At 75.2% G+C, this 18,361-nt stretch carries 1 protein-coding gene; it reads left to right on the top strand.

The window, feature by feature from the left end; genetic code table 11:
- A partial coding sequence (locus ACWDCZ_RS33365; protein ID WP_449817793.1) for a non-ribosomal peptide synthase/polyketide synthase occupies nucleotides 1-18,315 on the top strand: 18,315 nt, incomplete at its 5' end.
- Nucleotides 18,316-18,361 lie beyond the last annotated feature (46 nt).

The raw sequence follows: 18,361 nt of genomic DNA, 5'->3' as shown, positions 1-18,361 counted from the left end.
ATCGCCGGCCGCACCGACGAGGCCCTGGACGACCTGGTCGGCTTCTTCGTCAACACCCTGGTGCTGCGCACCGATCTCTCCGGCGACCCGTCCTTCACCGAACTGCTGGGCCGGGTGCGCTCCGACGCGCTGGCCGCGTACGCCCACCAGGACGTGCCGTTCGAGCACCTGGTGGAGGCGCTGAACCCGACCCGGACCCTGGCGCACCACCCGCTGTTCCAGACCATGCTCGCCCTGCAGAACGCGCCGCTCGACGCCTTCGACCTGCCCGGGCTGCGGGTGACGACCGACCTGGTGCACACCGGGACGGCCAAGTGCGACCTGACCTTCATCCTGGCCGAGCAGCCCGAGGGCCTCTCGGGCGTCCTGGAGTACAGCACCGACCTGTTCGACGAGGCCACCGCGGCGGGCATCGTCGACCGGTGGCTGCGGCTGCTGCGCGCCGTCGTCGCCGACCCGGGCCGACGGATCGGCCGGGTGGACGTGCTGTCCGCCGACGAGCTCCGCGCGCTGCTCCCGGCCCGTACCGAGGAGGAGGACGCGCCGGGCAGCAGCCTGACCGCGCTCTTCGAGCGGCAGGTCCGGATCGACCCGGCCGCCGTCGCCCTCACGGACGGTGAAGCAACCTTTTGCTACGGCGAGTTGAATGCCAGGGCCAACCGGCTCGCGCACGCGCTGATCGAGCGGGGCGTGGGCCCGGAGCAGCTGGTGGCCCTGGCCCTGCCGCGCTCGGCGGAGCTGGTCGTGGCCGTCCTCGCGGTGCTCAAGGCCGGCGGCGCCTACGTGCCGGTGGACCCGACGTACCCGGCGGCCCGGATCTCCTACCTGCTCCAGGACACCCGGCCCGCGCTGCTCGTCACCACGAGCGCCGTCGGCGAGCTGCCGGGGGCGGACCACCTGGACCGGCTGCTGCTGGACTCCGCCGACCTGGACGGGCGGCCGGACACCGACCCGGGGGTCGCCGTCGACCCCGGCCACGCCGCCTACGTCATCCACACCTCCGGCTCCACCGGCAACCCCAAGGGCGTCGTGGTCCCGCACCGCAACGTGGTGCGCCTGTTCCGGACGACGGAGGAGCTGTTCGGCTTCACCGCCGACGACGTCTGGACGCTCTTCCACTCCTACGCCTTCGACTTCTCCGTCTGGGAGCTGTGGGGCCCGCTGCTGCACGGCGGCCGCCTCGTGGTCGTGGACCACGAGACCAGCCGCTCGCCCGGCCGCTTCCTGGAACTCCTCGTCCGCGAGCGGGTGACCGTCCTCAACCAGACGCCGTCCGCCTTCTACCAGCTGATGCAGGCGGACACCGAGCAGCCGCGTGAACTCGCCCTGCGCACCGTGGTGTTCGGCGGCGAGGCGCTGGAGCACGCCCGGCTGGCGAGCTGGTACGAGCGGCACCCGGAGGACGCGCCGCGGCTGGTCAACATGTACGGCATCACCGAGACCACCGTGCACGTCACGTACGCCGCGCTCGACCCCGCCGGCACCGGCGCCGGCGGGATCGGCGCGGCCCTCCCGGACCTGCGGACGTACGTGCTCGACGACGGCCTGCGGCCGGTGGCCCCGGGCGTGCCCGGCGAGCTGTACGTCGCGGGCCCCGGCCTGGCGCGCGGCTACCTGAACCGGCCCGGCCTGACCGCCGGACGGTTCGTCGCGGACCCGTTCGGACCGGCGGGCAGCCGGATGTACCGCAGCGGCGACGTGGTGCGCCGCGCGGCCGACGGCGGCCTGAGCTACGTCGGCCGGGCCGACCAGCAGGTGAAGGTGCGCGGCTTCCGGATCGAACTCGGCGAGATCGAGGCGGCGCTGGCCGCGCACCCCGGCGTCGCCCAGGTCGCCGTCCTCGCCCGGCAGGACCGCGCCGACGACACCCGGCTGGTCGCCTACCTGGTGCCGGCCCCGGGCGCCGAACCGCGCCCGGCCGAGCTGCGCGAGCACCTCTCCGAGCGGCTGCCGGAGCACATGGTGCCCTCGGCCTTCGTCGCGCTGGACGCGCTGCCGCTGACCGCCAACGGCAAGCTGGACCACCGGGCCCTGCCCGCCCCCGACCTCGCCCCGGCCACCACCGGCCGCGCCCCGCGCACCCCGCAGGAGCAGGTGCTCTGCGAGCTGTTCGCCGAGGTCCTGGGCGTGGCGTCGGCCGGCGTCGAGGACGGCTTCTTCGACCTCGGCGGGCACTCCCTGCTCGCCACCCGCCTGGCCGCCCGGATCCGCGCGACGCTCGGCGTGGAGATGCCGCTGCGCACCCTGTTCGAGGCGCCGACCCCGGCCGCCCTGGCCGCCGCCCTGGTGGCGGCCGGACCGGCGCAGACCGCCCTGGTGCGGCGCGAGCGCCCCGAGGCGGTCCCGCTGTCCTTCGCGCAGCGGCGGCTCTGGTTCCTGCACCAGCTGGAGGGCGCCGGCGCGAACTACCACATCGCGCTGGCCTGGCGGCTGTCCGGGGAGCTGGACCGGCGGGCCCTGGAGGCCGCCCTCGCGGACGTGGTCGGACGGCACGAGAGCCTGCGGACCGTCTTCCCGGCCGTCGACGGCGTCCCGCACCAGCGGGTGCTGGACGTCGTGGCGGCCCGCCCGCGGCTGCTCGTGAGCCGAGCCACGGAGGCCGGGCTGCCCACCCTGATGGCGGCGGCGAAGGACCGGCCGTTCGACCTGGCGGCCGACGCGCCGCTGCGGGTCGAGCTGTTCGAACTGGCGCCGGACGAGCACGTGTTCCAGCTGGTGCTCCACCACATCGCGGGTGACGGCTGGTCGCTGGGCCCGCTCACGCAGGACCTGACCGCCGCCTACGCGGCGCGCTGCCGCGGCGGGGCACCGCGGTGGGAGGGCCTGCCGGTCCAGTACGCCGACTACACCCTGTGGCAGCACGAGCTGCTCGGCGACTCCACCGACCCGGACAGTCCGTTCGCCCGCCAGGCGGCTTACTGGACGCGGCAGTTGGCCGGCCTCCCGGAGCGGATCCAGCTGCCCGCCGACCGGCCCCGCCCTGCCGTCGCCTCGCACCGGGGCGGCTTCGTGCACGCCGGACTGGACGCCGAACTGCACCGTGCGCTGCGCGCGCTCGCCCGCGAGCACGGCACCAGTCTCTTCATGGTCCTCCAGGCCGGCCTGGCGGCGCTGTTGGGCAAGCTCGGCGCGGGCGACGACATCCCGGTCGGCAGCCCGGTCGCCGGCCGGACCGACCAGGCGCTGGACGAGCTGGTCGGCTACTTCGTCAACACCCTGGTCTTCCGCACCGACACCTCGGGCGATCCGACCTTCGCCGAACTGCTGGACCGGGTCCGGGACACCTCGCTGGCCGGGTACGCCCACCAGGACCTGCCGTTCGAGCACCTGGTCGAGGCCCTCAACCCGGTGCGCTCGCTGGCGCACCACCCGCTGTTCCAGGTCATGCTGGTGCTGCAGAACGCGCCCCGGGCCGACTTCGCGCCGCCCGGGCTGCACGTCGACGACATGCCGTTGACGACGACCACCGCCAAGCTCGACCTGATCTTCACCCTGTCCGAGCGGCAGGCGCCGGACGGTTCCCCGGAGGGGATCGACGGGCTCGTCGAGTACGCCGGCGACCTCTACGACCCGGCCACCGTCGAGACGATGTTCGGGCGCCTGGAGCGGCTGCTCCGCGCCGTGGTCGCCGACCCGCGGCGGCGGCTCAGCCGGTACGGCCTGCTCTCCGCCGAGGAGCACGGCGACCTGGCGGCCCTGGGCACCGGACCGGAGGTGGAGCTCCCGGCCGCGAGCGTGCCGGAGCTGTTCCGGGCGCAGGTGCGGGCGACGCCGGACCAGGTGGCGCTGGTGAGCGGGGACGGATCGCTGACGTACGAGGAGCTGGACGCGCGGGCGAACCGGCTGGCGCACGCCCTGATCGCCCGGGGCGCGGGGCCGGAGCGGCTGGTGGCGGTCGCCCTGCCGAGGTCGGCCGAACTGGTCGTGGCGATCCTCGCCGTGCTGCGGACCGGGGCGGCCTACGTCCCGGTCGATCCCGAGTACCCGGCCGCGCGGATAGGGCACATGCTGGACGACGCCGGCCCGGTCCTGGTGGTGACCGACGCCCGGACCCGGGACGGGCTGCCGGAGGCCGGTCCGGCCGGGTGGCTGGTGCTCGACGACCCGGCGACGGCCGCCCTGGTGGCCGACTGCCCGGCGACGGACCCGCTGGTCGCCATCGACCCGGGGCACCCGGCCTACGTGATCTACACCTCCGGTTCCACCGGCAGGCCCAAGGGCGTGCTGTCGACCCACGGCGGCCTGCTCAACCTCTTCGTCAGCCAGCGTCCGCTGCTGTTCCCCCGGGGGACGAAGGAGCGGCTGCGCATCGGGCTGACCACCTCGGTGTCGTTCGACGCCTCCTGCGACCAGCTGTCCAGCCTGTACGCGGGCCACGAACTGCACGTCCTGGACGAGGCGACCTGGTCCGACCCGGACGCCTTCGTCGACTACGTCAGGCGCGCCGGGCTGGACTACGTCAACGCCACCCCGTCCTACCTGCACGAGCTCGTCGCCCGGGGACTCCTGGACGACCCGGAGCGCCGTCCCTCGGTGGTCTCGATGGGCGGGGAGGCCGTTCCGGACCGACTGTGGGAGCGGCTGCGGGCCGTCGAGGGCGTGTCCTGCCTGAACTACTACGGGCCGTCCGAATGTACGGTGGACGCCGTCGTCGCAGCGCTGGGATCGAGTCCGCGCCCGGTGATCGGCCGGCCGCTCGGGGGCCTCCGGCTGTACGTCCTCGACGGCACGCTGCGCCCGGTGCCCGCGGGCGTGGCGGGCGAGCTGTACCTCGCCGGGGCGGGCCTGGCCCGCGGCTACCTGAACCGGCCGGGCCTCACCGCCGGCCGCTTCGTGGCGGACCCGTTCGGTCCGAGCGGCACGCGCATGTACCGCACCGGCGACCTGGTCCGCTGGGGCGCCGACCGGAACCTGGAGTTCCTCGGCCGGACCGACGACCAGGTGAAGGTGCGCGGCTTCCGGATCGAACTCGGCGAGGTCGAGGCGGCGTTGGCGGAACACCCGCAGGTCGCCCAGGTCGCCGTGACCGTCCGGGAGGACCGGGCCGGGGACGCGCGGCTGGTCGCCTACCCGGTGGCCGTCACCGGGGCGGAACTCCGGCCGGAGGAGCTGCGGGCGCACCTGCGCGAGCGACTGCCGGAGTACATGGTCCCGACCGCCTTCGTGCCCCTGGGGAGCCTGCCGCTGACCGCCACCGGCAAGCTGGACCGGCGCGCGCTGCCCGCACCCGTCCACACCGCGCCGACGACCGGCCGCGCGCCGCGCACCCCGCAGGAGCAGGTCCTCGCCGAGCTGTTCGCCGAGGTGCTGGGCGTGGCCGAGGTCGGGGCCGACGACGACTTCTTCGACCTCGGCGGGCACTCCCTGCTCGCCACCCGGCTGGTCGCCCGGGCGCGGGCCGCCCTCGGGGTGGAACTGGAGCTGCGCGCCCTCTTCGAGACGCCGACGGTGGCCGGGCTGGCCGCCGGCCTCGGCGGGGCCGGCCGGGCCCGGCTCGCCCTGGAACGGGTGGAGCGGCCCGCGCTGGTGCCGCTGTCGTCCGCCCAGCGGAGGCTGTGGTTCCTGCGCCAGCTGGAGGGCGCCGACTCCGTCTACAACATGCCGCTCGCGTGGCGGCTCTCGGGACCGCTGGACCTGGCGGCCCTGGAGGCGGCGCTGGGCGACGTCAGTGCCCGGCACGAGACCCTGCGCACCGTCTTCCCGGCCGTGGACGGGGTTCCGCACCAGCAGGTGCTGCCCGCCGGAGCGGCACGCCCGACGCTGTCGGTCACCCCGGTCGACGAACCGGCCCTGCCGGAACGGCTGGCGGCGGCAGCGGCGCGCGGATTCGACCTCGCGGCCGAACCGCCGCTGCGCGCCGAGGTGTTCGAGCTCTCGGCGGAGGAGCACGTGCTGCTCCTGGTGATGCACCACATCGCCGGTGACGGCTGGTCGCTGGGCCCGCTGGCGGCCGACCTGGCCACCGCGTACGCGGCCCGCCGCCGGGGCGAGGAGCCGCGGTGGGCGCCGCTGCCCGTGCAGTACGCCGACTACACGCTCTGGCAGCGCGACCTGCTCGGCGACGCGGCGGACCCGGACAGCCTGTTCGCCCGCCAGGCGGACCACTGGACGCGGACACTGGCCGGCCTGCCGGAGCAGCTCCGGCTCCCCGCCGACCGCCACCGCCCCGCGACCCCGTCCTACGCCGGCGGCCACCTCGACGTCGAACTGGACGCCGAACTGCACGCCGGACTGGTCCGGCTGGGCCGGGAGCACGGCGCCAGCGTCTACATGGTGCTGCAGGCCGCCCTGGCCTCGCTGCTGGACAAGCTCGGCGCGGGCACCGACATCCCGGTCGGCAGCCTGATCGCCGGCCGGACCGACCAGGCGCTGGACGACCTCGTCGGCTTCTTCGTCAACACCCTGGTGCTGCGCACCGACACCGGCGGCGACCCGACCTTCGCCGAGCTGCTCGGCCGGGTCCGGGAGGGCGCGCTCGGCTCGTACGCCCACCAGGACCTGCCCTTCGAGCACGTCGTCGAGGCCCTCAACCCGGCCCGGTCGCTCACCCGCCAGCCGCTCTTCCAGGTGCTGCTCGCGCTGCAGAACGTGCCCCGTACCGAGTTCGCGCTGGACGGTCTGGACTCCGAGATCCTCCTGGTGCGCACGCCCACCGCGATGTTCGACCTCGGCTTCCACCTGCTGGAGCACGGCGGCACCGGCGGGCCGGCCGAGGGCATCGTCGGGCGGGTCGAGTACAGCACCGACCTGTTCGACCCCGCCACGGTGGAGACGCTGCTCGCCCGGTGGCTGCGGCTGCTGGCGGCGGTGGTCGCCGAGCCGGACCGGCCGCTGAGCCGGATCGACGTCCTCACCGCCGAGGAGCGGCACGAGCTGCTGGTCGCCCGCAACGACACCGCCCGCCCGGCGCCCGTCGAGACCCTGCCCGCCCTGTTCGAGGCGCGGGTCCGGGCGACCCCGGAGGCCCCGGCCGTGGTGTTCGAGGAGGCCGTGCTCACGTACGGCGAGCTGAACGCCCGGGCCAACCGGCTGGCGCACGCGCTGATCGCGAGGGGCGTCGGGCCGGAGCAGACCGTCGCCCTGCGGCTGCCGCGCTCGGCCGAGCTGGTGGTCGCCGTCCTCGCCGTCCTCAAGACCGGTGCGGCGTACCTGCCGGTCGACCCGGACTACCCGGCCGCCCGCATCGCGTACATGCTGGAGGACGCCCGGCCGGCCGTCGTGCTCGACGACCTCGCGGCCGTCACACCGGACGGGGACCACCCGGAGACCGACCCCGTCGTCACCGTGGACGCACGGCACCCGGCCTACGTCATCTACACCTCGGGCTCCACCGGCCGGCCCAAGGCCGTGGTGATGCCCGCCGCCGGGCTGCTGAACCTGCTGGAGTGGCACCACGAGGCCGTCGGCGGCGAACCCGGCACGCGCACCGCGCAGTTCACCGCGATCAGCTTCGACGTCTCGGTGCAGGAGATGCTCTCCGCGCTGCTGTACGGCAAGACCCTGGTGGTGCCGACGGAGGAGCAGCGCCGCAGCGCCGAGCTGTTCGCCCAGTGGCTGGACCGGCACGGGGTCGAGGAGCTGTTCGCGCCCAACCTGGTGGTCGAGGCGCTCGCCGAGGCCGCCGAGGAGGCCGGGCTGGAGCTGCCGCACCTGCGGCTGGTCGCCCAGGCCGGTGAGGCGATGCGCCTGAGCGGTGCGGTGCGCCGCTTCCAGGGCCGTCGGCCCGGCCGGGTGCTGCACAACCACTACGGCCCGGCCGAGACCCATGTGATCACCGCCTACCCGCTGCCGGCCGACCCGGCGGACTGCCCGCTGCCGGTGCCGATCGGCCGTCCGATCGCCAACTGCCGCGTCTATGTGCTGGATTCGGCCCTGCGCCCGGTCGCCCCCGGGGTGCTGGGCGAGCTGTACCTGGCCGGGGCGGGTCTGGCCCGGGGCTACCTGAACCGGCCCGGGCTCACCGCCGGACGCTTCGTCGCCGACCCGTACGGTCCGGCGGGCAGCCGGATGTACCGCACCGGCGACCTGGTGCGCTGGCGGGCCGACGGGGAGCTGGAGTTCGCCGGCCGGGTGGACCACCAGGTGAAGGTCCGCGGCTTCCGGGTCGAACCGGGCGAGATCGAGGCCGAGCTGACCGCCCACCCGGGCGTCGCCCAGGTCGCGGTGCTCGCCCGCGAGGACCGGATCGTCGCGTACGTCGTCCCGTCGGCCGGGAGCGGGGCGAGCGCGGCGGAGCTGGCGGCGTACCTGCGCGGCCGGGTGCCGGACTACCTGGTGCCGTCCGCGTTCATGCTGCTCGACGTGCTGCCGCTGACGCCGAACGGGAAGCTGGACCGGGCGGCGCTGCCCGCGCCCGAGGCCACCGCCAGGGAGACGGGCCGGGCGCCGCGCACGCCGCAGGAGCAGATCCTGTGCGAGCTGTTCGCCGAGGTGCTGGGCCTGGCCCGGGTCGGGGTCGACGAGGACTTCTTCGCGCTGGGCGGGCACTCCCTGCTCGCCACCCGGCTGGTATCCCGGGTCCGGGCGACCCTCGGGGTCGAGCTGGAGCTGCGCAGCCTGTTCCGGACCCCGACAGCCGCTGGGCTGGCCGCCGGGCTGCACGACGCCGGCACCGCGCGGCAGGCGCTGGTGCCCAGGCCGCGCCGGGAGGAACCGCTTCCGCTGTCCTTCGCCCAGCGCCGGCTCTGGTTCCTCCAGCAGTTCGGGGCGCCCAGCGCCACGTACCACATGCCGCTGGCCCTGCGGCTCTCCGGCCGCCTCGACCGGGCCGCGCTGAGCACCGCGCTCGCGGACGTGGTGGCCCGGCACGAGACCCTGCGCACGGTGTTCCCGCAGACCGCCGGAATCCCGTTCCAGCGGGTGCTGGACAGCACCGAGGCCGCCGTCCCGCTGACCGTCCGCGCGGCCGGCGAGGCGGAGGTGCCCGCGCTGCTGCGCGAGGCCGCGGTGCGCGGCTTCGACCTGACCTCGGAAGTGCCGCTGCGGGCCGAGCTGTTCGCGGTCGCGCCGGACGAGCACGTGCTGATGCTGGTCATGCACCACATCGTCGGGGACGGCTGGTCGATGGGCCCGCTGGCCCGCGACCTGGCCACCGCCTACACCACCCGCCAGGGCGGCGGGGCGCCGGACTGGCCGCCGCTGCCGGTGACGTACGGCGACTACACCCTGTGGCAGCACGAGATCCTCGGCGACGAGCACGACGCCGACAGCCTGTTCGCCCGCCAGGTCGCCTACTGGAAGGAGGCGCTGGCCGGGCTGCCCGAGCAGCTCCCGCTGCCCGCGGACCGGCCGCGCCCGGCCGCCATGTCGTACGGCGGCGACCTGCTGGAGGTCAGGCTCGACGCCGAACTGCACGCGGCACTGGTGGAGTTGGCGCGACGCTCGGGTGCGACCCTGTTCATGGTGCTGCAGGCCGCGCTGGCGGCGCTGTACACGCGGCTCGGCGCGGGCACGGACATCCCGATCGGCTCGCCGATCGCGGGCCGGACCGACGAGGCGCTCGACGAGCTGGTCGGGTTCTTCATCAACACCCTGGTGCTGCGGACGGACACCAGCGGAGACCCGAGCTTCGCAGAACTGCTCGGGCGGGTGCGGGAGACGGCGCTGTCGGCGTACGCGCACCAGGACGTGCCCTTCGAGCACCTGGTGGAGGCGCTGAACCCGTCCCGCTCGCTCTCCCACCACCCGCTGTACCAGACCGGGCTGGTCGTCCAGAACGCGCCGGGCGGCGACTTCGAACTGCCGGGCGTCCGGGTCTCCGGGGTGAACGTCCTCACCGGGACCGCGCGGCTCGACCTGACCTTCGGGTTCGCGGAGGAGCACGGGCCCGACGGCGCGCCGGCCGGGCTCAGCGGCGCGGTCGAGTACAGCACCGACCTGTTCGACCGCTCGACGGTCGAGGCCCTGGTCGCCCGCTGGACCCGCCTGCTGACCGCGGTGGCCGCCGCACCCGAGCAGCCGATCGGCTCGGTCGACCTGCTGTCGGCCGAGGAGCGGCACGAGCTGCTGCCCGCCGTCGAGGGCGGGGCGACCGGGGCGAGCCTGCCGGAGCTGTTCGCGGCACGGGTGGCGGCAGAGCCGGACGCGGTCGCGCTGGTCTGCGGCGAGGCCGAGTTGACGTACCGGGAGCTGGACGTCCGGGCGAACCGGTTCGCGCACGCGCTGATCGCCCGGGGCGTGGGCCCTGAGCGGCTGGTGGCGGTGGCGCTGCCGCGCTCGGTGGAGTCGGTGGTGGCGGTCCTCGGCGTGCTGAAGGCCGGAGCGGCGTACCTGCCGGTGGATCCGGCGTACCCGCGGGCGCGGATCGACTTCATGCTGGCGGACGCCCGGCCGGTGCTGGTGGTCGACGACGCCGCCATGGTGGTCGGGGGCGACGGGCCGGAGAGCGACCCGGAGGTCGCGCTCGACGTCCGGCACCCGGCGTACGTGATCTACACCTCGGGTTCGACCGGCCGCCCCAAGGGCGTTGTGGTCAGCCACGGTGGCGTGGCGGGCCTGGCGGCGGCGCAGGTCGAGCGCCTCGGCGTCGGGCCGGGCAGCAGGGTGCTGCAGTTCGCCTCGCCCAGCTTCGACGCGTCGTTCTGGGACGTCTGCAGCGCCCTGCTCAGCGGCGCCGCCCTCGTCCTGGCCTCGGCCGAGGCCCCGCTGGAGTCGCTGACGGACCGCCGGCTCGGTGTCACCCATGTGACCCTGCCGCCTTCGGCCCTGGCGGCGGTGGACGGTGCCGAGGTCACGGCCGGCACCCTGGTGGTGGCGGGTGAGGCGTGCCCGCCGGAGCTGGTGGCGCGCTGGGCGCCGGGCCGGCGGATGATCAACGCGTACGGCCCGACGGAGACGACGGTCTGCGCGACGATGAGCGACCCGCTGGCGCCGGGAGCGGGTGCACCGCCGATCGGCCGTGCGGTCGCGGGCTTCCGGGTCTACGTGCTGGACGACCGGCTGCGCTTGGTGCCGCCGGGTGTGCAGGGGGAGTTGTACGTCGCCGGTGCGGGTCTGGCCCGGGGCTACCTGGACCGGCGGGGCCTGACGGCTGGGCGGTTCGTGGCCTGCCCGTTCGAGCCGGGGGAGCGGATGTACCGCACCGGAGACCTGGTGCTTCGGCGCGCCGACGGTGAGCTGGAGTACGTCGGCCGCGCCGATGACCAGGTGAAGGTCCGTGGCTTCCGGATCGAACTCGGCGAGATCGAGGCGGCCCTGGCCGGGCACCCCGCCGTCGCGCAGTCGACGGTCCTGGCCCGGGACGAGCGCCTCGTCGGCTACGTGGTTCCGAGGCCCGGCGCTTCCGCCCGTCCGGCGGAGCTGGCGGCGCACCTGCGCGAGCGCCTGCCGGACTACCTGGTGCCGTCCGCCTTCGTGCTGCTGGAGGCGCTGCCGCTGACGCCGAACGGGAAGCTGGACCGGGCGGCGCTCCCCGCGCCCGAGTCCGTGCCCACGGCGGCGGGCCGGGCGCCGCGCACCCCGCAGGAGCAGATCCTCTGCGAGCTGTTCGCCGAGGTGCTGGGCCGGCCCCAGGTCGGGGTCGACGAGGACTTCTTCGACCTCGGCGGGCACTCCCTGCTCGCCACCCGGCTGGCCGCCAGGGTGCGCTCGGTGCTCGGCGTGGAGCTGGGGCTGCGCACGCTGTTCCAGACGTCCACGGTGGCGGGTCTGGCGGGGGCGCTGGCCGAGGCGGGCAGTGCCCGCCCGACGCTGGCCGTACGGGAGCGGCCGCAGGCCGTGCCGCTGTCCTTCGCCCAGCGCCGGCTCTGGTTCCTGCACCGGATGGACGGCGCGGCCGCGACGTACCACATCCCGCTGGCCCTCCAGCTGACCGGGACGCTCGACCGGGCGGCGCTGGACGAGGCGCTGGCCGACGTGGCGGCCCGGCACGAGAGCCTGCGGACGGTGTTCCCGGAGGTGGACGGCGTCCCGTGCCAGCGGGTCCTGGACCCGGCCGAGGCCCGGCCCCGGGCCGGGCTGACCGAGGTCCCGCAGGACGAACTGCACGGCCGGCTCGCCGAGTTCGCCCGGCGGCCCTTCGACCTGGCGGCGGAGCCGCCGCTGCGGGCGGAGCTGTTCGCGGTCGCGCCGGACGAGCACGTGCTGTTGCTGGTGATGCACCACATCGCCGGTGACGGCTGGTCCACCGGCCCGCTGGCCCGCGACCTCGCCGAGGCGTACGCCGCCCGGAGCGCGGGCCGCGCGCCGGGCTGGTCGGACCTGCCGGTGCAGTACGCCGACTACACGCTCTGGCAGCGCGACCTGCTCGGCGACGCCGCCGACCCGCAGAGCCGGTTCGCCGAGCAGCTCGACTACTGGAAGCGCCAGCTGTCCGACCTGCCGGAGCTGCTCCAGCTGCCCGCCGACCGGCCGCGGCCGGCCGTCGCCGGCTGGCACGGGGACCACGTCGGCCTGGAGCTGAGCCCCGAACTGCACGCCGCGCTGACCGAGTTGGCGCGGACCACCGGCACCAGTCTGTTCATGGTGCTGCAGGCGGCGCTGGCGGCGCTGTACACGCGGCTGGGCGCGGGCACGGACATCCCGATCGGTTCGCCGATCGCGGGCCGGACCGACGAGGCGCTGGACGAGCTGGTCGGGTTCTTCGTGAACACCCTGGTGCTGCGGACGGACACCAGCGGCGATCCGAGCTTCACCGAACTGCTCGAGCGGGTGCGGGAGGCGGCGCTGTCGGCGTACGCGCACCAGGACGTGCCGTTCGAGCACCTGGTCGAGGTGTTGAACCCGTCCCGGTCGCTGTCGCACCACCCGCTGTTCCAGACCATCCTGGCCGTGCAGAACGCCCCGATGGGCCGGTTCTCGCTGCCGGGCCTGGAGGTGGCCACCTACGCGGTGGCCACCGGAACGGCCAAGTTCGACCTCGGGGTGAGCCTCGTCGAGCAGTTCGGTCCGGACGGGAGCCCGGCCGGGATCGTCGGCGCGGCGGAGTACGCCACCGACCTGTTCGACCGCTCGACGGTCGAGGCCCTGGTACGGCGCTGGACGCTCCTGCTGGAGGCCGTCACCGCCGACCCGGACCGGTCGATCGGCGCGGTCGACCTCCTCGACGGCGAGGAGCGGCACCGGCTGCTGGAGCGCGGCAACGCGACCGCCCGTGAGGTGGCCGCGGTTCCGGTGCCGGAGGCCTTCGCGGCGCAGGTGGCGGCGACGCCGGACGCGGTGGCCCTCGTCCGGGGCGACGTCGAGCTGACGTACCGTCAATTGAACGCCCGGGCCAATCGGTTCGCTCACGCGCTGATCGCCCAGGGGGTGGGGCCAGAGCAGCTGGTGGCGGTGGCGCTGCCGCGCTCGGTGGAAGCCGTGGTCGCCGTCCTGGGCGTGCTGAAGGCCGGAGCGGTGTACCTGCCGGTGGATCCGGCGTACCCGCGGGCGCGGATCGACTTCATGCTGGCGGACGCCCGCCCGGCGCTGCTGGTCGACGACCCCGCCATGGTGGTCGGGGGCGACGGGCCGGAGACCGACCCGGAGGTCGCTCTCGACGTCCGGCACCCGGCGTACGTGATCTACACCTCGGGTTCGACCGGCCGTCCCAAGGGCGTCGTGGTCCCCCACGGCGGTGTCGCGAGCCTGGTCGCCGCCCAGATCGAGCGGTTCGTGATCGAGCCCGGCAGCCGGGTGCTGCAGTTCGCCTCGCCGAGCTTCGACGCCTCGGTGTCGGAGATCTACACCGCCCTGCTGCGCGGCGCGGCCCTGGTGCTGCCCCCGGCGGGGGACCCGGTCGCCGCACTGGCCGACCCGGGCCTCGCGGTCACCCATGTGACCGTGCCGCCGTCCGTCCTGGCGGCCGTGCCGGAGGGCTCGGTGGCGGTGTCGACGCTGGTGGTGGCGGGGGAGGCGTGCCCGCCGGAGCTGGTGGCGCGCTGGGCGCCGGGCCGGCGGATGATCAACGCGTACGGCCCGACCGAGACCACGGTCTGCGCGACGATGAGCGACCCGCTGACGGCGGGAGCGGGTGTGCCGCCGATCGGCCGGCCGATCGCCAACGCCCGGGTGTACGTGCTGGACGACCGGCTGCGGCCGGTGCCGCCCGGCGTGCCCGGTGAGCTCTACGTCGCCGGTGCGGGTCTGGCCCGCGGCTACCTGGACCGCCCGGGGCTGACGGCGGGCCGGTTCGTGGCCTGCCCGTTCGAGCCGGGCGCCCGGATGTACCGCACCGGCGACCTGGTCCGCTGGCTCGGTGACGGGCAGCTGGAGTACGTCGGCCGCGCCGACGAGCAGGTGAAGGTGCGCGGCTTCCGGGTCGAGCCCGGCGAGGTCGAGACGGCCCTGGCCGCACACCCCGCCGTCGCCCGGGCCGCCGTCCTCGCCCAGGACGACCGGCTCGTCGGCTACGTCGTCCCCCGCCAGGAGGAGGCCCGCGACAGCGCCCTGGAAGCGGACCACGTGGGTGAGTGGCAGGACATCTACGACGCCCTGCCGATCGTTCCCGAGGACGCCGGCTTCGGCCAGAACTTCGTGGGCTGGAACAGCAGTTACGACGCCAGCCCGATCCCGGTCGAGCAGATGCGGGAGTGGCGGGACGCCACGGTGGCCCGCATCCTGGCCCTGCGCCCCCGCCGGGTGCTGGAGGTCGGCGTCGGCACCGGTCTGCTGCTCTCGCAGGTCGCACCGCACTGCGAGACGTACTTCGCGACCGACTTCTCCGCCACCGCGATCGACGCGCTGGCCGCCCAGGTCGCCCAGCAGGAGGAGCTGACCGGCCGGGTCGTCCTGCAGACCCGCCCGGCGCACGACACCGACGGGCTTCCGGCCGGGGAGTTCGACACCATCGTGATCAACTCGGTGGTGCAGTACTTCCCGTCCGCCGACTACCTCGCCGACGTGATCGGGAAGCTGATGGGGCTGCTGGCCCCCGGCGGCGCGCTCTTCGTCGGCGACGTCCGCAACCTGCGGCTGCTCCGTCCGCTGGCCACCGCCGTCCAGCTCCACCGGGTCGGCGAAGGTGCGGACCTCACTTCGGTGCGCCGCACGGTGGAGCAGGCCCTGCGGGTGGAGAAGGAGCTCCTGGTCGACCCGGACTTCTTCACCGCCCTGCGGGAGCACGGTACGGACATCGGCACGGCGGTCGTCGAGGTCAAGCGCGGCCGCCACCACAACGAGCTGACCCGTTACCGCTACGACGTGACGCTGCACAAGCCGCCGGTCACCCCGGCGGCCCCGGAGCGGTCCCTCGAACTGGCCTGGGGCCGGCAGGTCGCCGGTCCGGCCGAACTGCGCGAGCTGCTCGCCCAGTCGCCCCTCGGAGCGCTGCGGATCACCGGGGTGCCGAACCGCCGGGTGACGCGGGAGGCCGCACTGGCCCGGGCGGTGCAGGACGGCGACGGCTCGCTCGCCGAGCTGCTGGAACGCCTGCATGCCCCCGAGGATGCCGACCTGCCCGACCCGGAGGACTTCCACGCCCTCGGCTCGGAGTTCGGCCGCTCGACGGCCGTCACCTGGTCGGCCACCGCGGGGGACGCCGTGGACGTCGTCTTCACCGACCCCCGGGCGCTCCACGGCTCCCCGGTCGAGGCGTACCGGCCGGCGCGGGCCACGGGTGCGCAGCTGTCCTCGCTGACCAACCGCCCGACCGGCAACCGGGGCACCAGCGCCCTCCTGGGCGAACTCCGTGACTGGCTGCGGGACCGGCTGCCCGACTACCTGGTCCCCTCGGCGTTCGTGGCGCTGGAGGCGCTGCCCCTGACGGCCAACGGCAAGCTCGACCGCCGCGCGCTGCCCGCCCCCGACCTCGGCCCGGTCGCGGTCGGACGGGCGCCGCGCACCCCGCAGGAGCAGCTCCTCGCCGAGCTGTTCGCCGAGGTGCTGGGCCTGGCACAGGTCGGCGTCGACGACGGCTTCTTCGACCTGGGCGGGCACTCCCTGCTGGCGACCCGACTGGCCTCCCGGGTCCGGGCGACCCTCGGCGCGGAGCTGGAGGTCCGGACGCTGTTCGAGACGCCCACCGTGGCCGGGCTGGCCGCCCGCCTGGACGGCTCCGGAGCGGCGCGGCCCGCACTGACCGCCCAGGCCCGCCCCGACCGGGTGCCGCTCTCCTTCGCCCAGCGCCGTCTCTGGTTCCTGCACCGGATGGACGGGCCGAGCGCCACCTACAACATGCCGCTCGCACTCAGCCTGACCGGCGAGCTGGACCGCCCGGCCCTGCACGCCGCGCTCGCGGACGTGGTGGCCCGGCACGAGAGCCTGCGGACGGTGTTCCGTGAGACGGACGGCGTGCCGTACCAGGTCGTGCTGAGCGCCGAGCAGGCGCGCCCCGCACTGCCGGTGGTGGAGATCGACGAGAGCGCCCTGGCCGGACGCCTGGCGGAGACGGCCGGGTGCGGCTTCGACCTGGCCGCGGAGCCGCCGGTCCGGGCGGAGCTGTACGCCCTCGCCCCCGACCGGCACGCCCTGCTGGTCGTGGTGCACCACATCGCCGCCGACGGTTGGTCGATGGGCCCGCTCTCCGGTGACCTCGCCGCGGCCTACGCGGCCCGCTGCCGCGGCGAGGCCCCGCAGTGGTCCCCACTGCCGGTGCAGTACGCCGACTACAGCGCCTGGCAGCGCGACCTGCTCGGCGACGCCGCCGACCCGGACAGCCTGTTCGCCCGGCAACTGGCCTACTGGAAGGAGGAGCTGGCCGGCGTCCCGCAGCAACTTCAGCTGCCCGCCGACCGGCCCCGGCCGCCGGTGGCCTCCCAGCGCGGCGACGGGGTCGCGGTCCGGCTCGACGCCGAACTGCACCAGGCCCTGCGGGACCTGGCCGCCGCGCGCGGCGCCAGCATGTTCATGGTGCTCCAGGCCGGACTCGCGGCCCTGCTCACCCGGCTCGGCGCCGGCACGGACATCCCGGTCGGCAGCCCGATCGCCGGCCGGACCGACCAGGCGCTGGACGAGCTGGTCGGGTTCTTCGTCAACACCCTGGTGCTGCGCACCGACACCGGCGGCGACCCGTCCTTCGCCGAACTGCTCGGCAGGGTCCGACAGAAGGCGCTCGGCGCGTACGACCACCAGGACGTGCCGTTCGAGTACCTGGTCGAGGTGGTCAACCCCGCGCGGTCGCTGGCCCACCACCCGCTGTTCCAGATCATGCTGGCCCTGCAGAACGCGCCGGTCGGCGAGTTCGCGCTGCCGGGGCTGGAGACCGGCCACCTGGCGGCGCCGACCGGCACCTCCCGGGTCGACCTGACCTTCAGCCTGGCCGAGCGGTTCGGCCCGGACGGCGCCCCCGACGGCCTGGTCGGCGCGGTGGAGTACGCCACCGACCTGTTCGACGCGCCCACCGTGGAGCTGCTGTTCGAGCGCCTGGCCCGGCTGCTGCGCGCGGCGGTCGCCGACCCGGACCGGCCGATCAGCCGGATCGACATCATGCCCGCCGAGGAGCGCCGCCGACTGCTCGCCGGGTCCACCGGTGTCGCGGCCGAGCTGCCCCGGGCCGCGGTGCCGGAGCTGTTCGCCCGCCAGGTGCGGGCCACCCCGGAGGCGGTCGCGGTCGTCGCGGGCGGCACCGAGCTGACCTACGCGCAGCTCGACCAGCGGGCCGGCCGCCTGGCGCGGGCGCTGATCCGCCAGGGCGTACGGCCGGAGACGCCGGTCGCGGTCATGCTGGACCGCTCGGCGGAGCTGGTCGTGGCGATCCTGGCGATCATCAAGGCCGGCGGCGCCTACGTGCCGCTGGACCCGCGCTTCCCCTCCTCCCGGGTCGACCTGATCCTGCGGGAGAGCGGGGCCGCCCTGGTGCTCACCCGGGAGGTGCTCACCGCACTGGAGCGGTCCGCGGCCGCCGATCCGTCCGACGTCGAAGTCCCCTGTGTGCCAGAGCAGTTGGCGTACATCATGTACACCTCCGGCTCGACCGGCCGGCCGAAGGGCGTGGCCGTCACCCACCGCGACGTGGTGGGCCTCGCGCTCACCCCCGAGTGGCGGGGCGGCGGACACGCGCGGGTGCTGATGCACTCCCCGACGGCCTTCGACCTCTCCACCTACGAGCTGTGGGTGCCGCTGCTCAACGGCGGCCGGGTCGTCGTGGCGCCGCCGGAGCAGCTCGACCTCGACCTGCTCCAGCACACCATCACCGCGCACGGGGTGACCGGACTGTGGCTCACGGCCGGACTGTTCCGCCTGGTCGCCGAGGAGCGCCCGGGCCTGCTCGCCGGGGTCCGCGAGGTGTGGACCGGCGGCGACGTGGTCTCCCCGGCCGCCGTCGCCCGGGTGCGGGAGGCCTGCCCCGGCATCGAGGTGGTCAACGGCTACGGGCCCACCGAGGCCACCACCCTGGCCACCCGGCACCCGGTACCACCGACTGTCGGCTGCTGGCCGGCCCGGTGGTGGACTTCAACGTGATGACGCGCCGCGGGCGGGTCGAGGCCGCGGTCGACCTGGCCACCGC

The sequence above is a fragment of the Kitasatospora sp. NPDC001225 genome, assembly GCF_053597855.1.
Note: the sequence above shows the minus strand (reverse complement) of the source record. Positions and strands in the feature narration are given on the sequence as shown.